A 21713-nucleotide genomic window follows, 5' to 3' on the forward strand; every position below is an offset into this window, starting at 1 on the left:
TCCCTCAAGGAGGTGCGCCCGGATGACCAGCACGGTCCCCGCGCTCGGAACCCGTACGGCCGAAGGGTCGGCCCTGCAAGCGGTTCTCCTCGACATGGACGGCACCCTGGTGGACACCGAGGGCTTCTGGTGGGACGTCGAGGTGGAGGTCTTCGCCCGCCTCGGTCACGCCCTCGACGACTCCTGGCGCCATGTCGTGGTCGGCGGTCCCATGACCCGCAGTGCCGGGTTCCTCATCGAGGCCACCGGCGCGGCCATCACGCTCGCCGAGCTCAGCGTGCTGCTCAACGACGGCTTCGAGGAGCGCATCGGTGCCGCCCTGCCGCTGATGCCGGGCGCCCGGCGACTCCTCGCCGAACTGTACGAACAGCAGATCCCGACCGCCCTGGTCTCCGCCTCGCACCGGCGCATCATCGACCGCGTCCTGACCGTCCTCGGCCCGCAGCACTTCACCCTGTCCATCGCCGGAGACGAGGTCTCGCGCACCAAGCCGTACCCGGACCCCTACCTCCTCGCCGCCGCCGGCCTCGGGGTGGATCCCGCCAGGTGCGCGGTCGTCGAGGACACCGCGACCGGCGTCGCCGCCGCCGAGGCCGCCGGCTGCCAGGTGGTCGCCGTACCGTCCGTCGCGCCGATCACCCCCGCCGAACGACGCACCGTGGTCACCTCCCTGGAAGAGGTCGACCTGGCATTTCTGCACGGACTGATGACTCAAGTGCCCTAGCCGTTCACCCAGCGTGCAATGACCATTGCGGAAAACTCCGCAGAGATCACTCAACGGAATTCGCAACTGTTCGACGGGCTGAATTCCGATACCCGGCCGCCCCGTTTCATGTGTGACGTTCCCCACGTGCACGAGGGTCGACAACGTTGCCGACGTGTGCCGTCCACCCCCGAACGGGGGGAAAACCGGTGCCCTTGTGTCCCGATTGGGGAGAGGCTGCACTAATCCTGCCGCTGTCGGGTTTTCGGTCTGTCCGCGCCCGGTTCCACTGCGTGATGAGGCCTCAACTCACGCTCCTGCCAACCCCCCTGCGGCCGCCGACTAATCTCATCGCGAGAACATCGCCGCTATCCCCGTGATCTTGCGTCGACACCCCATGGATGCCGGATACACGGACACGAACAGCTCTGGAGAACTTCGAGCATGAACCGCAAGACTTTGGTGCTGCCGGCCGTGGTCGGCCTGCTCACTCCGGTTCTCGCCGCGTGCGGGGGATCCGGCAGTGGGAGCAATAGTGGCGACGCGATCGTCGTCGGCACCACGGACAGGTTCACCGCCACGAAGGACGCCCCGGCGCCCCTGGACCCCGCCTACTCCTACGACGTCGGCGGCTGGAACATCCTGCGGCAGACCGTGCAGACCCTCATGTCCCAGCCCAAGGGCGAGGGCGACCCGGTCCCCGACGCGGCCGAGAGCTGCTCCTTCACCGACAGCGGCAGCGAGCGCTACGCCTGCAAGCTGCGCGAGGGCCTGAAGTTCTCCGACGGCACCCCCGTCACCGCCAAGGACGTCAAGTGGTCCATCGAACGGGCCCTGCGCATCAAGGCCGTCGGTGGTCCCTACGGACTGCTCACGAACATCGACACCATCGAGACGCAGGGTGACCGCGAGGTCGTCTTCCACCTCAGGTCGGCCGACGCCACCTTCCCGTACAAGCTGTCCACCCCGGTCGCGGGCATCGTGAACCCGAAGGACTACGACGAGAACAAGCTCCGCGACGGCTTCGGCATCGACGGCTCCGGCCCGTACACCTTCAAGGCCGACGTCAAGGACGACGCGATCGTCTCCGCCACCTTCACCAAGAACCCCAACTACAAGGGCAGCGTGAAGGTCAACAACCAGCAGGTCGTCCTGCGCTCCTACGACGACGCCGACGCCATGGGCAAGGCGATCGACAAGGGCGACATCGACGTCATGACCCGCACCATGTCGCCCGCGCAGATCAACAAGCTCGACGCCGGCGACGACTCCAACGTCGACCTCGTCGAGATGCCCGGCCTGGAGATCCGCTACCTCGGCTTCAACACCGACGCCCCCACGGTCAAGTCCAAGGCCGTCCGCGAGGCGATGGCCCAGATCATCGACCGCGCCTCCCTCGTCGCCAAGGTCTACGGCTCCCAGGCCGAACCGCTGTACTCGCTGGTCCCGGCCTCCGTGACCGGGCACTCGAACTCCTTCTTCAACAAGTACGGCGACCCCAGCGTCTCCAAGGCCAGGAACACGCTCGCCGCCGCGAACATCACCACCCCGGTGAAGCTCACCCTGCACTACACGACCGACCACTACGGCTCGGCCACCAAGCAGGAGTTCGAGGTTCTCCAGAAGCAGCTCAACGACAGCGGCCTGTTCGACGTCAGCATCCAGGGCACCCTGTGGAAGACGTACCAGGTCGCCGAGCGCAAGGGCGAGTACGACGTCTACGGCATGGGCTGGTTCCCCGACTTCCCGGACGCCGACAACTTCCTGGCGCCGTTCCTCGACAAGGACAACTTCCTCCAGTCGCCGTACGTCAACAACAAGATCATCAAGACGCTGCTCCCCGAGTCCCGCCGCGAGGCCGACCGGGCCAGCGCCTCCGGCAGCCTGACCCAGATCCAGGACGCCGTCGCCGACGACGTCCCGCTGCTCCCGCTGTGGCAGGGCAAGCAGTACGTCGCCGCCCGCGACGACATCACGGGCGTCGCCTACGCCCTCAACTCCTCCGCCAGCCTCCAGCTGTGGGAGCTCGGCCGCGGCTCCAGCAGCTGACGCCGGGTCCGGTACGACGCGAAGGGCGCCCCTCTCCACTCGGAGAGGGGCGCCCTTCGCGTCGTACGCCCGGTGCCTTCTGCTGCTGAGCCTCTGCTACTGGGCGCCGGGGCGCACCAGCCCGCTCTCGTACGCGTACACCGCGGCCTGCACGCGGTCCCGCAGCCCCAGCTTGGTCAGCACATGCCCGACATGCGTCTTCACCGTCGTCTCGCTGACGAACAGGTCCGCGGCGATCTCCGCGTTCGACAACCCCCGCGCCACCAGCTTCAGCACCTCCACCTCACGGTCGGTGAGCGTGTGCAGGGTGTCCGGCACCGGCTCCTCACCGGACGGCAGATGTGTCGCGTACTTGTCCAGCAGCCGGCGGGTGATGCTCGGCGCCAGCATCGCCTCACCGTTGGCCACCACCCGGATCGCCTGCACCAGCTCGTTCGCCGGGGCGTCCTTCAGCAGGAAGCCACTGGCGCCCGCACGCAGCGCCTCCACGACGTACTCGTCCAGATCGAACGTGGTCAGCACCAGCACCTTCGCCGGACCGTCCCGCCCCGGCCCGGTGATCTGCCGGGTCGCCTCCACCCCGTCCATCCGCGGCATCCGGATGTCCATCAGCACGACGTCCGGCTGGAGGGCCCGCACCTGGTCGAGGGCCTGCAGGCCGTCCCCGGCCTCGCCCACGACCGCGATGTCCTGCTCCGCCTCCAGGATCATCCGGAACCCGGTACGCAGCAGCGGCTGGTCGTCGACCAGTAGGACACGGATGGCCACGGTGAGTCTCCTTCTGCTAGTCCGCGCCCATTCTGCCCTGCGCCACGTCCCCGGATCCCGCCGACCTCACCGGCAGCGGATACGGCGGGGGAGTGCCCCCGAACTCCGGGCAGTGCGCCTGGTGGTCGCACCAGCCGCACAGCTTCGTCGGCCGCGGCCGCCACTCACCCGACTCGGTCGCCTGCCGGATCGCCTCCCACAACGCCAGCAGCTTGCGCTCGACCCGCTCCAGGTCGGCGCGGACCGGGTCGTACGTCAGCACGTCACCGCTGCCCAGATAGACCAGCTGCAGCCGCCTCGGCACCACGTTCTTCAGCCGCCACACCACCAGCGCGTAGAACTTCATCTGGAACAGCGCGCCCTCCGCGTACTCCGGCCTGGGCGCCTTGCCGGTCTTGTAGTCGACGATCCGCACCTCGCCCGTCGCCGCCACATCGACCCGGTCGATGATCCCGCGCAGCCGCAGCCCCGACTCCAGCTCGGTCTCCACGAACAGCTCCCGCTCCACCGGCTCCAGCCGGGACGGGTCCTCCAGCGTGAACCAGCGCTCCACGAGCCGCTCGGCCTCACCCAGCCAGCGCGCCAGCCGCTCGCCCTCCGGATCCTCCGCGAACAGCTCACCCACCTCCGGACGGCTCTCCCGCAGCCGGTCCCACTGCCCGGGGATCAGCGACTTGGCCCGCGGCGCCGTCCGCTCCGCCGCCGGCGCGTCGAAGAGCCGCTCCAGGACCGCGTGCACCAGCGTCCCCCGGGTCGCCGCCTCGCTCGGCTTCTCCGGCAGCCGGTCGATCACCCGGAACCGGTACAGCAACGGGCACTGCATGAAGTCACTGGCCCGCGACGGCGAGAGCGAGGCGGGCGGGACCGCGACCGGCACCTCCGCGACCGGCACCGCGGCGACCGGCACTTCGGCACCCGTCGCCTCCGCGACCGTCACCTCCCCGACCGTCACCTCGGCCGCCGAGACCGGCTCTTCCCCCCGCGTGACGTCCCCGCCCCGTGCCCGCGCGGCGTCCTCCATGCTGCTGTCCATGACCACAGACCCTACGGCCCGCCACTGACAGTCACCCAACCCGCGCGACGGCCGGGCCAACACAGGGGGTGCCGGGGCGGAACGCGTCACGACGGCCGCATACCATCGAGCCAGAGACGGACCGCATCTAACGAGGGGACACCGTGGACGTGAGCGGCGGAAGCGGGCAGCCCCGGTCGGACGACGCCGAACCGGCCGAGCACCCCGCAGGCCCTACGGCCCCGACCGACGACGGAGGCCCGGCCCCCACCGACGCCCCCACGATCCCCACCGGTGCCGAACCGCCCGCCGTCCGGCCGGCGTCCGACAGCGCGGACGAAAGAGGGGACGACAGCGCGGACGGCAGAGAGCACGGCAGCGCGGAGGGGGCTCCCCGGCCCGCCACCGAGCCCCCTGCCGCCGACACCGCCGAACCCGCCCCCGCCGCCCGGGCCTCCGTCGGTCCCGAGGCCCCCGAGTCGGACCCGGCACCGACCGCCCGGCCCGCCCCAACCTCCGTCGGTCCCGAGGCCCCCGAGTCCGGCTCGGCTACGACCGCCCGGCCCGCCCCGGCCTCCGCGATCCGCGCGGACTCTCCCGGCGGCGACCCCGGTCACACCGCTCGGCAGGGCGGCGAGCACCGCGGCGGGAAGTCCGACGACGAGTCCGACGAGCGGAGCCACGCGCACTCCGGTCCGGCAGCCCAAGGACAGCCGCCCAAGCGCCCCAAGGAACCCGGCGGCGGACTCCTCATGGGCCGTCCCTTCGGCGTCCCCGTCTACGTCGCCCCCAGCTGGTTCCTCGTCGCCGCCCTGATCACCTGGGTCTTCGGCGGCCAGCTCGACCGCGTCCTGCCCGAACTCGGCGCCGCCCGCTACCTCGTCTCCCTCTTCTTCGCGGTCGCCTTCTACGCCTCCGTCCTGATCCACGAACTCGCCCACACCGTCGCCGCGATCCGCTTCAAACTCCCCGTCCGCCGCATCCAGCTCCAGTTCTTCGGCGGGGTCTCCGAGATCGAGAAGGAAGCCGAGACCCCCGGGCGCGAGTTCGTCCTCGCCTTCGTCGGCCCGCTGCTCTCCCTCGTCCTCGCCGGCGTCTTCTACCTCGCCATGCAGCCCGTCGAACCCGGCACCGTCCCCGGCGTCCTGCTGGCCGGCCTCATGGTCTCCAACCTCATCGTCGCCGCCTTCAACCTGCTGCCCGGCCTTCCCCTGGACGGCGGCCGGATGCTCCGCGCCGTCGTCTGGAAGATCACCGGCAGGCCCATGAGCGGCACCGTCGCCGCCGCCTGGGTCGGCCGTGCCCTCGCCGTCTCCGTCCTCATCGGCCTCCCCCTGCTCAACTACTTCGGCGCCTTCGGAGGCGGCGGCGAGGACACCGGCGGCATGGACTCCCTCACCGACGCCCTGCTCGCCGCCATCCTCGCCGCCATCATCTGGACCGGCGCCGGCAACAGCCTGCGCATGGCCCGGCTGCGCGAACACCTCCCGGAACTACGCGCCCGCACCCTCACCCGGCGCGCCGTACCCGTCGAGACCGACACCCCCCTCTCCGAGGCCCTGCGCCGCGCCAACGCCGCCGGCGCCCGCGCCCTGGTGGTCGTCGACGCCGACGGCACCCCCCTGTCCCTGGTCCGCGAGGCCGCCATCGTCGGCGTACCCGAGCACCGCCGCCCCTGGGTCGCCGTCAGCGGCGTCGCCCAGGAGCTCACCGACGGCATGCGCGTCTCCGCGGAACTGGCCGGCGAGGACCTCCTCGACGTCCTGCGTGCCACCCCGGCCACCGAATACCTGGTGGTGGAGGAGACCGGCGAGATCTACGGCGTCCTGTCGGCGGCGGACGTCGAGCGCGCCTTCGTCAAGGCCATGGCACGGCCGTCCTGACCGAGGACCCCCTCCGCTGGTCCGCACCGCCCGCGGGGCCCGGTACGCTGTTCACATGTCCGAACCGACCGGTGCCGCCCGCAGGCGCGGGCCCTTCAAGGTCGGGGACCAGGTTCAGCTGACCGACCCCAAGGGTCGCCACTACACGTTCACGCTCGAAGCCGGGAAGAACTTCCACACCCACAAGGGCTCCTTCCCGCACGACGAACTGATCGGCGCTCCCGAGGGCAGCGTTGTCCGCACCACCGGCAACGTCGCCTACCTCGCGCTGCGCCCCCTGCTCCCCGACTACGTCCTGTCCATGCCCCGCGGGGCAGCCGTCGTCTACCCGAAGGACGCGGGGCAGATCCTCTCCTTCGCCGACATCTTCCCCGGCGCCCGCGTCGTCGAAGCGGGTGTCGGCTCCGGATCGCTCAGCAGCTTCCTGCTGCGCGCCATCGGCGACCAGGGCATGCTGCACAGCTACGAACGCCGCGCGGACTTCGCCGAGATCGCCCAGCAGAACGTGGAGCGCTACTTCGGCGGCCCGCACCCCGCCTGGCAGCTCACCGTGGGGGACCTCCAGGACAACCTGTCGGACACCGACGTCGACCGCGTCATCCTCGACATGCTCGCCCCCTGGGAGTGCCTCGAAGCCGTCTCCAAGGCGCTCGTCCCCGGCGGCATCCTCTGCTGCTACGTGGCCACCACCACCCAGCTCGCGCGGACCGTCGAGTCCATCCGCGAGATCGGCTGCTTCAACGAGCCGACCTCCTGGGAGACCATGATCCGGAACTGGCACGTGGAAGGCCTCGCCGTCCGCCCCGACCACCGGATGATCGGCCACACCGGCTTCCTGCTCACCGCCCGCCGCCTCGCCGACGGCGTCGAACCGCCCATGCGCCGCCGCCGCCCCGCCAAGGGCGCCTACGGCGAGGACTACGACGGCCCCAACGCCGACGGTGGCGTCGGCCGCTGACCCGGCAACGCACGAGCGCCGCCGCCGAGTTCCCCGGAACACCCCGGAACTCGGCGGCGGCGCTCACGCATTGCCCCGGCTCCCGCCGGGGAAGCCCGGGGAAGTCCCTGCCGCGGAAGCCCGGGCAAGAGGCTCGCCGGAAGAACCTGACCCCGCCGTTCCCAGCCACTGTGACGTGTGGCACCATGCGAGCCATCCCCACCGGCACAGGCCTCGCAGGAGACACTCCTAGTGCAGCAATCCGTGGTCCCGGAGCTCGCTCACACCGACACCCGCCCCATGCACTGGCTCGCCACCGCCGCCGCGGTGGCCGGCGTGGTGGCCCTGTCGTCCCTCTTCCAGCCGGGTTCGGCCCGAGCCGCCCAGCCCACCCCGGCGACCCAGCCGAGACCCGCCGCCGCGGCCGCCGCGCCGCCCAGCACCACCGGCGTGGACTTCCCCCTCGACTGCGGCCCCGTGAAGGAGGTGGTCGTCAAGAAGGCCACCGGCGACCTCGACGGCGACGGCAGACCGGAAACCGTGGCGGTGGTCCACTGCGACTCGGCCATGGGCACCCCGCCCGACGGCGTCTACGTCCTGACCCAGGCCGCCGGCACCACCCGGCCCCGGGTCGTCGCCACCCTCGTCGACCCGAAGGACCGGTACACGGTGACCGACTTCGCCGTGGCCGCCGGGACCGTCAGCGCGACGCTGCTCGGCTACTCCACGGACGACGTGCCCAGTTGCTGCCCGGACGTGAAGACCGACGCCAAGTGGCGGTGGAACGGCCACGCCTTCCTCCGCTCCACCCCCGCCGCCAGCGACAACGTCTGACGGCGGCCCCCGGCGCCGGCCCGGGCCACGCGGGGTGGCCGGAAAGTCACTCCGCGTCCGGCCCGAACACCTCGACCCGGTCCGCGACCCGGCGCACGTGAATGCACTCGCCCGGACACTCCTTCGCCGAGTCCACCACATCGGTGAGCAGCGGCAGCGGCACCGGCACCGTGGCGCCCTTCGCCTGCAGCAGCTCCTCGTCCGGGCCCTTCACGTAGGCCAGGCCGTCGATGTCCAGCTCGAACACCTCGGGGGCGTACTGGGCACAGATCCCGTCACCCGTACACAGATCCTGGTCGATCCAGACCTCCAGCGCCTCGCCGCCGGCCAGGGCCTCCTGCTGCACGGTCATCTCTCCTGCCGTCGAAAAGCGCCGGCCGGCGGAACCGGGAAGCACCCGGACCCGCCCCGGCGGGTGTTGAACGCCTTCGACCCTACCTCCGCACCCACCACCCCCACCGCCCCCACCGGCGCCCCCACCGGCACCCCGCACCCGGCGTGCGCCGCCGCGCGGGGAGCGGCGCTCGGCCACCCGACCGATCGACTTGAGCCAACCCACGGTCCTCATTTCCGATCACCCGTCCCACCTGCCCGGTCGCTCTGTGTAAGGAACGTCTCACCGGGGCACAACACCTGAACCGGCATCGGATCGGACAACTCCGGTCAGTCACGAAGGGTTTTGACCGCTCCGAGCCTGGAACACGCCGCTTCTGAATCGCGTTGAGTGGGTATCCACCCCGCACGAGCAAGAACGCAACGGGTGACCGACGACACACCTTGACAGTCTTGGTGATCTAGGGGTTTCAATCGACACCCACCCAGGTAGGGTCTGGAAGCGTCCAGCTCCCCTTGGAGGAGGTGAGGACCGTGGCAGCCCACGACGACGACATGAACCGCGGCATCCGCCCGGGACGAGGGTCCGACGACCCGGCCGGGCAGATCGCCTACCTTGAGCAGGAGATCGCCGTCCTGCGACGTAAGCTCGCCGACTCTCCGCGACACACGAGGATTCTCGAAGAGCGGATCGTCGAGCTGCAGACGAACCTGGCCGGCGTGTCCGCCCAGAACGAACGACTCGCGAACACCCTCCGCGAGGCCCGCGACCAGATCGTGGCCCTCAAGGAGGAAGTCGACCGACTCGCACAGCCGCCCGCCGGCTTCGGTGTCTTCCTGCAGGCCAACGAGGACGGCACCGCCGACATCTTCACCGGCGGCCGCAAACTGCGGGTGAACGTCAGCCCGAGCGTGGACCTGGACGACCTCAGGCGCGGCCAGGAAGTCATGCTCAACGAAGCGCTCAACGTGGTCGACGCCATGGAGTTCGAGCGCGTCGGCGACATCGTCACCCTCAAGGAGATCCTCGAGGACGGCGAACGCGCCCTCGTCCTGGGGCACACGGACGAGGAACGGGTGGTCAGGCTCGCCGAGCCCCTGCTCGACGTGAACATCCGCCCCGGCGACGCCCTGCTCCTCGAACCCCGCTCCGGCTACGTCTACGAGATCGTGCCCAAGAGCGAGGTCGAGGAACTCGTCCTCGAAGAAGTCCCCGACATCGGCTACGAGCAGATCGGTGGCCTCGGCGGCCAGATCGAGGCCATCCGCGACGCCGTCGAGCTGCCCTACCTCTACCCGGACCTGTTCAAGGAGCACGAACTGCGCCCGCCCAAGGGTGTCCTGCTCTACGGACCCCCCGGATGCGGCAAGACGCTCATCGCCAAGGCCGTCGCCAACTCGCTGGCCAAGAAGGTCGCCGAGGTCACCGGCCAGGCCGCGGGCAAGAGCTTCTTCCTCAACATCAAGGGCCCCGAGCTCCTGAACAAGTACGTCGGCGAGACCGAGCGGCAGATCCGCCTCGTCTTCCAGCGCGCCCGGGAGAAGGCCAGCGAGGGCACCCCCGTCATCGTCTTCTTCGACGAGATGGAATCGCTCTTCCGGACCCGCGGCTCCGGCGTCAGCTCGGACGTGGAGAACACCATCGTCCCCCAGCTGCTCGCCGAGATCGACGGTGTCGAGGGCCTGCAGAACGTGGTCGTCATCGGCGCCTCCAACCGCGAGGACATGATCGACCCCGCCATCCTCCGCCCCGGCCGGCTCGACGTGAAGATCAAGATCGAGCGTCCCGACGCCGAGGCCGCCAAGGACATCTTCGGCAAGTACCTCACCGAGCGCCTCCCGCTGCACGCCGACGACCTCGGGGAGCACGGCGGCAGCAAGGCCACCACCGTCGAAAGCATGATCCAGACGGCAGTGGAACACATGTACGCCGAATCCGAGGAAAACCGCTTCCTGGAAGTCACCTACGCCAACGGCGACAAAGAAGTTCTCTACTTCAAGGACTTCAACTCCGGCGCGATGATCGAGAACATCGTCGGCCGCGCCAAGAAAATGGCGATCAAGGACTTCCTCGACCACAACCAGAAGGGCCTCCGCGTCTCCCACCTCCTCCAGGCCTGCGTGGACGAGTTCAAGGAGAACGAGGACCTGCCCAACACCACCAACCCCGACGACTGGGCCCGGATCTCCGGAAAGAAGGGCGAACGGATCGTCTACATCCGTACCCTCATCACCGGAAAGCAGGGCGCAGACACCGGACGCTCCATCGACACGGTGGCGAACACCGGACAGTACCTGTAAAACACAGGGCGGCTGCGGGTGCCCTCACCGGGTACCCGCAGCCCACTGTTTTTCCGGCCACCACCGGAACCGAGGCGAGCAAGGCAATGACGCAAATGATCTCCCCACCGGCGCGGCGGCGTTCTAGGCTCGTTCCTACCGCCGAAACGCGCAGTGCGGGGACGGGCACCGCACACGCACCGGAGCGCCAGCGGTACGCGAGCGCAGCCCACGACCGAGGGCTCCGCCGGGCAAGGAGGGCCGCATGACCGTACGGCGAGTAATGGGCATCGAGACGGAGTACGGGATCTCCGTCCCCGGCCACCCGAACGCCAATGCCATGCTCACCTCGTCCCAGATCGTCAACGCCTACGCGGCGGCGATGCACCGGGCCCGACGCGCCCGCTGGGACTTCGAGGAGGAGAACCCCCTGCGGGACGCCCGAGGCTTCGACCTCGCCCGCGAAGCCGCCGACGCCAGCCAGCTCACCGACGAGGACATCGGCCTCGCCAACGTCATCCTCACCAACGGCGCCCGCCTCTACGTCGACCACGCCCACCCCGAGTACAGCTCTCCCGAGGTCACCAACCCCCGCGACGCCGTCCTCTGGGACAAGGCCGGCGAACGCATCATGGCCGAGGCCGCCGAACGGGCCGCCGCGCTCCCCGGCGCCCAGCCCATCCACCTGTACAAGAACAACACCGACAACAAGGGCGCCAGCTACGGCACGCACGAGAACTACCTGATGAAGCGGGAGACCCCCTTCTCGGACATCGTGCGCCACCTCACCCCGTTCTTCGTCTCCCGCCAGGTCGTCACCGGCGCCGGCCGCGTCGGCATCGGCCAGGACGGCCACGAGCACGGCTTCCAGCTCAGCCAGCGCGCGGACTACTTCGAGGTCGAGGTGGGGCTGGAGACCACGCTCAAGCGCCCCATCATCAACACACGCGACGAACCGCACGCGGACGCCGAGAAGTACCGCCGCCTCCACGTGATCATCGGAGACGCGAACCTCTCCGAGATCTCCACGTACCTGAAGCTCGGCACGACCGCCCTGGTCCTGTCCATGATCGAGGACGGCTTCATCGCCGTCGACCTGGCCGTCGACCAGCCCGTGCGGACCCTCCACCAGGTCTCCCACGACCCGACGCTCAAGCGGCTCGTCACCCTGCGCAGCGGACGCACACTCACCGCCGTCCAGCTGCAGATGGAGTACTACGAGCTCTCGCGCAAGTACGTCGAGGAACGCTACGGCGCCGACGCCGACGAGCAGACCAAGGACGTCCTCACCCGTTGGGAGGACACCCTCAACCGCCTGGAACACGACCCCATGAGCCTCGCCGGAGAGCTCGACTGGGTCGCCAAACTGGAACTCATGGAGGGCTACCGGCGCCGTGACGGCCTCGACTGGGACGCCGCCAAGCTGCACCTCCTCGACCTCCAGTACGCCGACGTACGGGCCGAGAAGGGCCTCTACAACCGCCTGGCGGCCCGTGGCCGTATCAAGCGGCTGCTGACCGACGCCGACGTCGAGCGCGCCCGTACGAACCCGCCCGAGGACACCCGGGCCTACTTCCGGGGCCGCTGCCTGGAGCAGTACGCCGACGACGTCGCCGCGGCCAGCTGGGACTCGGTCATCTTCGACCTCCCCGGCCGCGACTCCCTCCAGCGCGTCCCAACCCTGGAACCGCTACGCGGAACGCGAAATCACGTCAAGGAGCTCCTGGACCGCTGCCGTACCGCAGAAGACCTGGTCAGGGTCCTCTCCGGCGGCTGAGCCGGCCCCTGGGCCGCTCCGGGCGGACGGGTCAGAATCCCACCGCCCGGGAATCATCGAGACGGCCCCCGTAGGTTGGAGAAACTGCGGGGCCGATGTCGGACCCGGCTTGTAGGGTCTGATCATCACCGATCGGCAGGAAGCCGACCTGTCGACCATGTCGGGCGAACTGAGCGGGGTGAGTGTCATGGCAACCAAGGACACCGGCGGCGGACAGCAGAAGGCGACGCACTCCACCGAGGAGGTCGAGGAGCAGGCGGCGGAGTCGCAGGGTTCCGAGGACCTCAAGGAGCGCCACGAGAAGCTGAGCGACGACGTCGACTCGGTTCTGGACGAGATTGACGATGTCCTCGAGGAGAACGCAGAGGATTTCGTGAGGTCCTTCGTGCAAAAGGGTGGACAGTAGGCGCCATACACCTTCGAATCGAAGGTGGCGTGCGGGGGTGGGATTGTCCGGGAGTGAAGAGACGAAGCGTTGCTCGCGGTGCAAGAAGCACAGGCCGCGAGCAGCGTTCGCCGGCCGGGCCCGGCAGATCGCGAAGGGCAGGAACGTCCGGCCACGCGTGGCGGCGCCCGAAGGGCACAAGTACTGCCGCACTTGTGGGGAGACGAAGCCGCACGGCGAGTGGCACCGCAACGCCACGGCTTCCGATGGCCTGTCCACGGGCTGCAAGGCCTGCCGTGCGGTCAAGAGCCGCGCAGACCACCTGAAGCGCGACTACGGCCTGACCGAAGCCGAGCGTGACGCGATGCTCGCCTCCCGGTACGGGATCTGCACGATCTGTCCATCTGCCCCGCCCGCGCATGTGGATCACTGCCACAAGACGGGTAGGGTCCGAGGCGTACTGTGCTTCAACTGCAATTCGGCCATCGGCACATTGAGGGATGATCCGGACGCCGCTCGCCGAGCCGCTGCTTACCTGGAAGGAAACTTGTGGAAGCCAACACTCGTAGCACCGGGCGTCTACCAGCTGCCTTCCTGACGCCTGGGTCGTCCTCGTTCATGGACTTTCTCGGTGAGCACCAGCCGGAGTTGCTGCCCGGCAGGCGGCAGTTGCCGCCGACGCAGGGGGTGATCGAGGCGCCGCACGGGACGACGATCGTGGCGGTGACCTTCCCCGGGGGCGTGGTGCTGGCCGGTGACCGCCGGGCCACCATGGGCAACGTGATCGCCCAGCGCGACATCGAGAAGGTGTTCCCGGCGGACGAGTACTCGGCCGTCGGCATCGCCGGCACCGCCGGTCTCGCCGTGGAGATGGTGAAGCTCTTCCAGCTGGAGCTGGAGCACTTCGAGAAGGTCGAGGGCGCCCAGCTGTCGCTGGAGGGCAAGGCGAACCGGCTCTCGACGATGATCCGCTCCAACCTGGGCATGGCCATGCAGGGGCTGGCGGTGGTGCCGCTGTTCGCCGGGTTCGACGTGGACCGGGGCAAGGGGCGGATCTTCTCGTACGACGTGACGGGCGGCCGTTCCGAGGAGCACAACTTCGCGGCGACGGGTTCCGGCTCGATCTTCGCGCGGGGTGCCATGAAGAAGCTGTTCCGAGACGACCTGTCCGAGGAGCAGGCGACCACACTGGTGGTGCAGGCCCTGTACGACGCGGCCGACGACGACTCCGCGACCGGTGGTCCTGATGTCGCCCGCCGGATCTACCCGATCATCACCGTGATCACCGAGGACGGCTTCCGCCGGCTCACCGAGGACGAGGCCTCCGAGCTGGCCCGTGCGGTGCTGGCGCGCCGTCTGGAGGAGCCGGACGGCCCGCGCGCGGCGCTGCTCTGAGGCGCTCGGCGTCTGTTGTGAAGGTGATCCCAGTGACTTCGACGGAACCCTAAGGAAGGGGACGGATACCGGTGTCGACGCCGTTCTATGTCTCACCCCAGCAGGCCATGGCGGACCGCGCCGAGTACGCCCGCAAGGGCATCGCGCGCGGTCGCAGTCTGGTGGTGCTCCAGTTCGCCGACGGCATCGTGTTCGTCGGTGAGAACCCGTCCCGTGCGCTGCACAAGTTCAGCGAGATCTACGACCGGATCGGCTTCGCGGCCGCCGGTAAGTACAACGAGTACGAGAATCTGCGGATCGGCGGAGTGCGGTACGCGGATCTGCGTGGATACACCTACGACCGTGACGATGTGACGGCACGTGGTCTTGCCAACGTGTACGCGCAGACGCTGGGCACGATCTTCTCGTCGGCGGCGGAGAAGCCGTACGAGGTGGAGCTGGTGGTGGCCGAGGTCGGGGAGAGCCCGGAGGGCGACCAGATCTACCGGCTGCCGCACGACGGGTCGATCGTGGACGAGCACGGTTCGGTCGCGGTCGGCGGCAACGCCGAGCAGATCAGCAGCTATCTGGATCGTGAGCACCGGGAGGGCATGACCCTGGCGGAGGCTCTCAAGCTGGCGGTGACGGCTCTGTCGCGCGAGTCGAACGGGACGCAGCGGGAGATTCCCGCGGAGCGTCTGGAGGTGGCGGTCCTGGACCGTACGCGTCCGCAGAAGCGCAAGTTCAAGCGGATCGTCGGTCCGCAGCTGGCCCGGTTGCTGGAGGCCGGCGGTGCGTCGGCGGTCGAGGAGTCCGGCGGGGCGGAGGAGTCCGGCGGGGACGTCGAGTAGCGGTCCTCGCGTTTTTCGCGCCGTGCGCCCCGTCCGGGAGTCCCGGACGGGGCGCGGCTGTGTTCCGGGCGCTCCCGGGCGCGCTCAGGAGGCTCTGGGGGGCGCTGTGGAGCCGCGGACGACGAGTTCGACGGGGATGTCCCCGGCTTCGGGCTCGCGGCCGTCCAGGACGGCGAGGAGGGCGCGCATGCCGCGTTCGCCGAAGCGTTCCGCGTCGAGCCGGACGGTGGTGAGCTCCGGGTCGATGGCGGTGGCGAGGGCGAGGTCGTCGAGGCCGGTGACGGAGATGTCGTCGGGGACGCGCAGGCCGAGGCGGCGCAGGGCCTTGTAGGCACCGGCGGCGAGTTTGTCGTCGTCGCAGACGAGGGCGGTGGGGTGGGGGCCGGGGGGCGCGAGAGCGGCCTCGGTGGCGGCGAGGGCGCCTTCGATGGAGATGGGGGCGCGGACGGTTCGGACGGTCGCGCCGGGGGTGCGGGCCGTGCGCGCGGCCAGTTCCCGGGCGCGTACGTCGAAGGTCCAGGAGGCGACGTCCGCGGCGAGGTGCAGGAAGTGCCGGTGGCCGAGGCCGAGGAGGTGTTCGGTGACCTGGCGTACGCCGTCGGCGATGTCGAGGTTGACGGTGGCGGCGCCGAGGCTGCCCGCGGGGTCGCTGTCGAGCATGACGAGGGGGAGCTGGTCGCCGCGGATGGCGGTGAGGGCGTCGGCGGCCATGGAGGAGGCGATGACGCCGTCGAGGGCGGCCTGGGCGGAGGCGAAGGGGTCGCGGGCCGGGCCGATGCCTTCGGGGGAGGGGTAGAGGACGACTCCGAAGCCGTGTTCGGCGGCCACCCGGGCGGCGCCGGTGTAGACGCCCGCGAAGAACTCGGTGGTGAGGGCGGGCACGACGAGCAGCACGGTGCGGGTGTGGCCGAGGCGGAGGTTGCGGGCGGCGAGGTTGGGGCGGTAGCCGAGGTCGCGGGCGGCCTCGCGGACGCGTGCGGCGGTGGTCTCGGAGACGCGGCCGCGCCATTTGTCGCCGAGTACGAGGGACACGGCGGCCTGGGAGACGCCGGCGGCCTGGGCCACGTCGCGGCTCGTGGGGCGCGTGCTGCTGCGTGCCACCGGGGGCGGGCTCCTTCGTCTGGACGTGTGAACAGCGCACATGGTACGTATGGACGCCGAGGTTATACGTAAAACTTGGAGGCGGGCATGGCCGCGGGATACCTGGAGATCCTCAGGGCGAGACATGCGGCCCGGCTGCTGACGGGGACACTGGTGGGCCGGCTGCCGAACGCGACCGCGGCCCTCGCGATCGTGCTGTTCGTGCGCGCCGAAGGAGGGACCTACAGCCTGGCGGGGGCGCTGGCGGCGGTGTACGGCGTGGCGAACGCGGTGGGGCAGCCGGTGCTCGGACGGCTGGTGGACCTGTACGGGCAGCCGCGTGTCCAGTTGCCCGCGGCCTTGGTGTCGGCGCTCGCGATGGCGGGTTTCGCCTTCGCGGGGACCGGGGTGCTGCCGCTCGCGTACGCCGCCGTCGCGGCGGCCGGGCTGTTCACCCCGCCGCTGGAGGGCGGCCTGCGGGCCCTGTGGCCGAGTGTGCTGGGCGGCGAGGAGCGGGTGCACACTGCCTACGCGATGGACGCGGTGGCGCAGGAAGTCATGTTCACCCTGGGGCCGTTGCTGGTGACGTTGTGTGTGTCGCTGTGGTCGGCGCAGGCGGCGCTGCTCGTGGTGAACGCGTTGGGGGTGCTGGGGGCGCTCTCGGTGGTGGTGTCGCCGCCGTCGCGCGCGTGGCGTTCGGCGCCGCGCGCGGCGCACTGGCTGGGTGCGCTGCGCTCGTCCGGACTGCTGGCGTTGCTGGCCGCGTTCCTCTTCGTGGGTATGGCGCTGGGGTCCATCACGGTGGCGTCGGTGCCGTACGCGGACGACCACGGCGGTGACGCGGTGTACGGCTGGCTGATGGCCGCCCTGGGGCTCGGCGCGCTGTTCGGGGGCACGGTGTACGGGGCGCGCCGGTGGCGGGGGGAGCCGGCGCGGCGACTGCGGGTCCTGGTGGCACTTCTGGCGGTGTGTTACCTGCCGCTGATGCTGATGCCCGGCGCGGTGGCCATGGTGCTGCTCACGGTGCTCGCGGGGGTGTTCCTGGCGCCCGCGATCGCATGTGCGTTCGTGCTGGTGGACCGGCACGCGCCGAGCGGGACGGTCACCGAGGCGTTCTCCTGGCTCGTGACGACGTTCACGGTGGGTTCGTCGGTGGGAACGGGCCTCGCGGGTCCGGTCGTCGAGGCGGGCGGGGCGCTGTGGGGGTTCACCGTGCCGGCGGTGGCGGGGGGTGTGTCGTTGCTGGTCCTGGTGGTCACGAGGCGGGTCCTCGCAGTTCCCGGTGGGGGTGCGGTGGTTGTGGCCGGTTCGGAAAATGATCCAAATCGTGCCGTCGAACCTCGTTTCAGGTCGGGGGATCGGGCGTAATGTTCAGTCATGGACCGCCGCATTTTCGGGCTGGAGAACGAGTACGGCGTCACGTGCACGTTCAGGGGACAGCGCCGCCTGTCGCCTGACGAGGTGGCGCGGTACCTCTTCCGCCGTGTCGTGTCATGGGGCCGTAGTAGCAATGTCTTTCTGCGGAACGGCGCCCGGCTGTATCTCGACGTGGGCTCACATCCGGAATACGCGACACCCGAATGTGACAATGTGACCGAACTGGTCACGCACGACAAGGCCGGCGAGCGCATTCTCGAAGGGCTGTTGGTGGACGCCGAACGACGCCTGCACGAGGAAGGAATCGCGGGCGACGTCTACCTTTTCAAGAACAACACCGACTCGGCGGGCAACTCCTACGGTTGCCACGAGAACTATCTGGTGGCGCGGCACGGGGAGTTCTCCCGGCTCGCGGACATCCTCATTCCGTTCCTGGTCACCCGGCAGCTGCTGTGCGGCGCCGGCAAGGTGCTGCAGACGCCGCGCGGTGCGGTGTACTGCGTGAGCCAGCGGGCGGAGCACATCTGGGAGGGCGTGTCGTCGGCGACGACGCGTTCCCGGCCGATCATCAACACGCGGGACGAGCCGCACGCGGACGCCGAGCGGTACCGCCGGCTCCACGTCATCGTGGGCGACTCGAACATGTCGGAGACGACGATGCTGCTGAAGGTCGGCGCCACCGACCTGGTGCTGCGCATGATCGAGGCGGGCACCGTGATGCGGGACCTGACCCTGGAGAACCCGATCCGGGCGATCCGTGAGGTCAGCCACGACATCACGGGCCGGCGCAAGGTGCGCCTCGCCAGCGGCCGGGAGGCGTCGGCGCTCGAGGTGCAGCGGGAGTACTACGAGAAGGCCGTGGACTTCTGCGAGCGGCGCGGTATCCGCACCGGCACGGTCGAGCAGGTGCTGGAGCTGTGGGGCCGCACCCTGGACGCGATCGAGGCGGAGGATCTGGACCGGATCGGTACCGAGATCGACTGGGTGATGAAGTACAAGCTCATCGAGCGGTACCGGGCCAAGCACAACATGACCATGTCGCATCCGCGAGTGGCGCAGATAGACCTCGCCTACCACGACATCCACCGTCGTCGTGGTCTGTACTACCTGCTGGAGAAGAAGGGCCAAGCCGCGCGGATCTGCAATGACTTGAAGATCTTCGAGGGCAAGTCGGTGCCGCCGCAGACGACTCGGGCGCGGTTGCGGGGTGACTTCATCCGGCGGGCGCAGGAGCAGCGGCGGGACTTCACGGTCGACTGGGTGCATCTGAAGCTCAACGACCAGGCGCAGCGCACGGTGCTGTGCAAGGACCCGTTCCGTTCGGTGGACGACCGGGTGGAGAAGCTCATCGCCGGTATGTGAGCGGATGCCGTGGAACGCCACACGGGCGCCGTACGTTTCCCGTACGGCGCCCGTGTGGCGTCGTAGAGTTGCGCGCACGCCATCCGCAAGATCGACCGATTACGAGGCTCTTCCGTGCGCCGACGCTCTCTTCTCCTTGCCGCCGTTCCCGCAGGGCTGGTCACACTCGCCGGGTGTGGTGACAAGTCGTCCTCCTCCAGCAAGGCCAGTGCGTCGCCGTCGGCCTCGGCGTCCTCGGTGCCGCCGCCGAAGATCGTGGACGGGCCGCTGCCGGCGATCACGGCGGGCACGAAGTTCGGCGAGAAGCCGACGGTGGCCAAGGGCAGCGGGGACCCGTCGAAGGACCTCGCGGTCAAGACGGTGATCGCGGGCAGCGGGAAGACGGTCGCGGAGAACGACTTCATCCAGGCCAACTACCTGGGGCAGATCTGGTCCACGGGGAAGGTGTTCGACCAGTCCTACGACCGGACGCCCCTGCTGATGCAGCTGGCCCAGGGCAGCATCATCGACGGCTGGCGGTACGCGCTGGCCGGTAAGAAGGCGGGCAGCCGGGTGCTGATGGCGGTGCCGCCGACCTGGGGATACGGCAGCTCGGGCAACGCACAGGCGGGGATCAAGGGCACCGACACCCTGGTGTTCGTGGTGGATGTGCTGAACTCGTTCAACTCGAAGAGCTCCAGCACGGGCAAGCCGGTCGCGCAGAGCGACGCCGCGCTGCCGAAGGTGGGCACGAACACGGACGGCAAGGCGCCCTCGATCGACGTTCCCAAGGCCGCTCCGCCGAAGAAGCTGGTCTCGGCCTACGTCCTGGAGGGCGACGGGCCGGAGGTGAAGGCGTCGCAGACGGTCCTGTGCCAGTTCAAGGGTGTGGTCTGGGACGGCGGCAAGACCTTCGAGCAGACGTACGACAGCGGGCGGCTGGCCCAGTTCGCGATCGAGCAGATGCAGGAGGTCGTCAAGGGCCTTGCACAGGGCCTCACCGGCAAGAAGGTCGGCAGCCGGGTGCTCGTCGTCGTGCCGCCGGACCTGGCCTACGGGAACAACCCGCCGAGCGGTGGCGTGGTGAAGAAGGGGTCCACCCTGGTGTTCTCGGCGGACATCCTGGCCGCGATGTAGCCGCGCGGGCGCGAGCGCTGCCGGGATGAAAGACTGTGCGGGTTCCGTGTCGTACACAAGCAGGAGCTAGAGACGTGAGCATCGACAAGCCCGAGATCGACTTCCCGGGCGGCGAGCCCCCGGCCGACCTGGAGATCAAGGACATCTGGGAGGGCGACGGCGAGGTGGCCAAGGAGGGCCAGACCGTCACCGTGCACTACGTGGGTGTCGCGTTCAGCACCGGCGAGGAGTTCGACGCCAGCTGGAACCGGGGCACGCCGTTCCGTTTCCCGCTGGGTGGCGGCCGGGTCATCAAGGGCTGGGACCGGGGCGTGCAGGGCATGAAGGTCGGCGGCCGTCGCCAGCTGACCATTCCGGCCCACCTCGCCTACGGCAACCAGAGCCCGACGCCGGCGATCCAGCCCGGTGAGACGCTGATCTTCGTCGTGGACCTGCTCGCGGTCTGATCAGGCTGACCCGGTCGGAACCCGGCCCGACGAGGGCCCGTGCCATGCGCGCGGGTCCTCGCCGTTTGTCGGTTCCCGTCCGTTCGGGTCCGCGCCCTTCGGACCGGCTTTTGCCGTGACGCTGCGGAGCGGTACGGTCAACGGTCAGGAGCACCATAGGGAAGGCGAAGGGCGTCGATGGCCATTGCCAAGGCCGAGCGGTTGATGAACCTGGCGCTGTGCCTGCTGGGGACTCGGCGGCCGCTCAGCAAGCGTGAGCTGCGGGAATCCATTGAGGCCTACCTGGAAGCCGGGTCGGACGACTCCTTCAACCGGATGTTCGAGCGGGACAAGGACGATCTCCGTGAACTGGGTCTGGTGATCGAGACCGTCGAGAACCTGGACGGCGAGGTCGGCTACCTCGCGCGCCGCGACAGCAACCGGCTGCCTCCCATCACCCTGGACGCCGAGGAGGCCGCCGCCCTCGGTCTCGCCGCCAAGGTCTGGCAGCAGGCCCGGCTCGCCGGGGCGGCCAGCGGCGCACTGCAGAAGCTGCGCGCCGCGGGCCTGCCCGAGGACGTCGACCCGTACGAGGCGCACGGTGCCCTGGAGCCGCGGATCCCCGTGCACGAGGCCGCCTTCGAACCGCTCATGCTGGCCTGCCGCGACCGCCGCCCGGTCGTCTTCGAGTACCGCAAGGCCACCGCCGCCCACCCCGAGCCCCGTCATGTGGAGCCCTGGGCCCTGGAGTGCTGGCGGGGTCACTGGTACCTGGCGGGCTGGGACCGCGACCGGGGTGCCGAGCGGGTGTTCCGGCTGTCCAGGATCACCGGGAAGGTGCGCTCCCGGGGCACCGGTTTCACCGCGCCGGTCCCGGACGTCGTCACCGTGCGCGAGACCGTCGCGAGCTGGGCCGGGGAGATCGCCGACCGCTCGGCGCTGATCCGGCTGCGCTCCGGCGCCGGGTACCCCCTTCGGGCGAAGGCCACGGTCGTCCGGGAACTCGGCGACGGGTGGGACGAGTTGGAGATTCCGTACGGGCACGGCCTGGACGCCTGGCTGGTCGAGTTCGCGGCGGACGTGATCGTGCTGGAGCCGGCCGAGCTGCGTGCGGACGTGGTGGACCGGCTGCGTGCCGTGGCCAAGGGCTGAGGGGGAGCGGAGCAA

The 21713-nt window shown here is 69.8% G+C and carries 20 protein-coding genes; 16 read left to right on the top strand and 4 right to left on the bottom strand.

Translation table 11 applies throughout. The annotated features are described in order from the left end of the window. The first annotated feature begins 22 nt into the window (after window positions 1-22). Window positions 23-724, top strand: a complete 702-nt coding sequence (locus AB0G52_RS00730; RefSeq protein WP_132889120.1) for an HAD family phosphatase — start codon at window positions 23-25, stop codon at window positions 722-724. Window positions 725-1147: 423 nt separating this feature from the next. After that, window positions 1148-2752 carry an ABC transporter substrate-binding protein gene (locus tag AB0G52_RS00735; protein ID WP_132889121.1) on the top strand — a complete coding sequence of 535 codons (1605 nt, stop codon included), beginning with the start codon at window positions 1148-1150 and terminating at the stop codon, window positions 2750-2752. 96 nt (window positions 2753-2848) lie between these two features. On the opposite strand, the gene AB0G52_RS00740 is transcribed toward AB0G52_RS00735, so the two are convergent. Next, window positions 2849-3520 carry a response regulator transcription factor gene (locus tag AB0G52_RS00740; RefSeq protein WP_030608351.1) on the bottom strand — a complete coding sequence of 224 codons (672 nt, stop codon included), beginning with the start codon at window positions 3518-3520 and terminating at the stop codon, window positions 2849-2851. A 16-nt stretch (window positions 3521-3536) separates the two neighbouring features. Then, the gene (locus tag AB0G52_RS00745; RefSeq protein ID WP_132889122.1) at window positions 3537-4559 is read right to left on the bottom strand and encodes a PD-(D/E)XK nuclease family protein; all 1023 of its coding nucleotides are present in this window, start codon (window positions 4557-4559) and stop codon (window positions 3537-3539) included. 137 nt (window positions 4560-4696) lie between these two features. Between AB0G52_RS00745 and AB0G52_RS00750 the strand changes: the two genes are divergently transcribed. The 3 genes from AB0G52_RS00750 (at window position 4697) to AB0G52_RS00760 (ending at window position 8186) form a co-directional block, all read left to right on the top strand. Then, window positions 4697-6415 (top strand): site-2 protease family protein, encoded by a 1719-nt coding sequence (locus AB0G52_RS00750; protein WP_361332532.1) that lies wholly within the window; start codon window positions 4697-4699, stop codon window positions 6413-6415. A 55-nt stretch (window positions 6416-6470) separates the two neighbouring features. Beyond that, complete coding sequence (locus tag AB0G52_RS00755; protein WP_132889123.1) at window positions 6471-7373, top strand: tRNA (adenine-N1)-methyltransferase; 903 nt, start codon at window positions 6471-6473, stop codon at window positions 7371-7373. A gap of 231 nt (window positions 7374-7604) precedes the next feature. Next, window positions 7605-8186 (top strand): hypothetical protein, encoded by a 582-nt coding sequence (locus tag AB0G52_RS00760; protein WP_132889124.1) that lies wholly within the window; start codon window positions 7605-7607, stop codon window positions 8184-8186. A 46-nt stretch (window positions 8187-8232) separates the two neighbouring features. Here AB0G52_RS00760 and AB0G52_RS00765 read toward each other — a convergent pair whose 3' ends face one another. Next, the gene (locus tag AB0G52_RS00765; RefSeq protein WP_132889125.1) at window positions 8233-8538 is read right to left on the bottom strand and encodes a ferredoxin; all 306 of its coding nucleotides are present in this window, start codon (window positions 8536-8538) and stop codon (window positions 8233-8235) included. A gap of 515 nt (window positions 8539-9053) precedes the next feature. Between AB0G52_RS00765 and arc the strand changes: the two genes are divergently transcribed. From arc to prcA, 6 genes are all read left to right on the top strand, one after another. After that, on the top strand, window positions 9054-10820 hold the full coding sequence (arc, locus tag AB0G52_RS00770) for a proteasome ATPase (RefSeq protein WP_132889127.1): 1767 nt from the start codon (window positions 9054-9056) through the stop codon (window positions 10818-10820). A gap of 244 nt (window positions 10821-11064) precedes the next feature. After that, on the top strand, window positions 11065-12576 hold the full coding sequence (dop, locus tag AB0G52_RS00775) for a depupylase/deamidase Dop (protein WP_361332537.1): 1512 nt from the start codon (window positions 11065-11067) through the stop codon (window positions 12574-12576). 187 nt (window positions 12577-12763) lie between these two features. Continuing rightward, entirely contained in the window at window positions 12764-12982 is a 219-nt protein-coding gene (locus tag AB0G52_RS00780; RefSeq protein WP_132889128.1) for a ubiquitin-like protein Pup, read from the top strand. A gap of 43 nt (window positions 12983-13025) precedes the next feature. Next, window positions 13026-13559, top strand: a complete 534-nt coding sequence (locus AB0G52_RS00785) for an endonuclease domain-containing protein (RefSeq protein ID WP_361332938.1) — start codon at window positions 13026-13028, stop codon at window positions 13557-13559. Then, window positions 13511-14356, top strand: a complete 846-nt coding sequence (gene prcB / locus AB0G52_RS00790) for a proteasome subunit beta (protein ID WP_132889129.1) — start codon at window positions 13511-13513, stop codon at window positions 14354-14356. Before AB0G52_RS00785 ends, prcB begins: the two co-directional genes overlap by 49 nt. Before the next feature lie 71 nt (window positions 14357-14427). Continuing rightward, window positions 14428-15186, top strand: coding sequence for a proteasome subunit alpha (prcA, locus tag AB0G52_RS00795; protein ID WP_132889130.1), 759 nt, complete (start codon window positions 14428-14430; stop codon window positions 15184-15186). Window positions 15187-15270: 84 nt separating this feature from the next. Here the strand turns inward: prcA and AB0G52_RS00800 are convergent, their stop codons facing one another. Beyond that, entirely contained in the window at window positions 15271-16287 is a 1017-nt protein-coding gene (locus AB0G52_RS00800; protein WP_165939371.1) for a LacI family DNA-binding transcriptional regulator, read from the bottom strand. A gap of 87 nt (window positions 16288-16374) precedes the next feature. Between AB0G52_RS00800 and AB0G52_RS00805 the strand changes: the two genes are divergently transcribed. The 5 genes from AB0G52_RS00805 to AB0G52_RS00825 all read left to right on the top strand — a co-directional run bounded on the left by AB0G52_RS00805 (window position 16375) and on the right by AB0G52_RS00825 (window position 21698). Further along, the gene (locus tag AB0G52_RS00805) at window positions 16375-17634 is read left to right on the top strand and encodes an MFS transporter (protein WP_132889132.1); all 1260 of its coding nucleotides are present in this window, start codon (window positions 16375-16377) and stop codon (window positions 17632-17634) included. A gap of 9 nt (window positions 17635-17643) precedes the next feature. Then, window positions 17644-19005: a Pup--protein ligase gene (pafA, locus tag AB0G52_RS00810; RefSeq protein WP_028801611.1), complete on the top strand. Its 1362-nt coding sequence runs from the start codon at window positions 17644-17646 to the stop codon at window positions 19003-19005. Between the two features lie 114 nt (window positions 19006-19119). Further along, complete coding sequence (locus AB0G52_RS00815; RefSeq protein WP_132889133.1) at window positions 19120-20121, top strand: FKBP-type peptidyl-prolyl cis-trans isomerase; 1002 nt, start codon at window positions 19120-19122, stop codon at window positions 20119-20121. A 74-nt stretch (window positions 20122-20195) separates the two neighbouring features. Continuing rightward, window positions 20196-20567 (top strand): FKBP-type peptidyl-prolyl cis-trans isomerase, encoded by a 372-nt coding sequence (locus AB0G52_RS00820; RefSeq protein ID WP_132889134.1) that lies wholly within the window; start codon window positions 20196-20198, stop codon window positions 20565-20567. Between the two features lie 177 nt (window positions 20568-20744). Next, window positions 20745-21698, top strand: coding sequence for a WYL domain-containing protein (locus AB0G52_RS00825; protein ID WP_132889135.1), 954 nt, complete (start codon window positions 20745-20747; stop codon window positions 21696-21698). The last annotated feature ends 15 nt before the right edge of the window (window positions 21699-21713 follow it).

This window comes from Streptomyces sp. NPDC021562 (assembly GCF_040640875.1).
GTDB lineage: Bacteria > Actinomycetota > Actinomycetes > Streptomycetales > Streptomycetaceae > Streptomyces.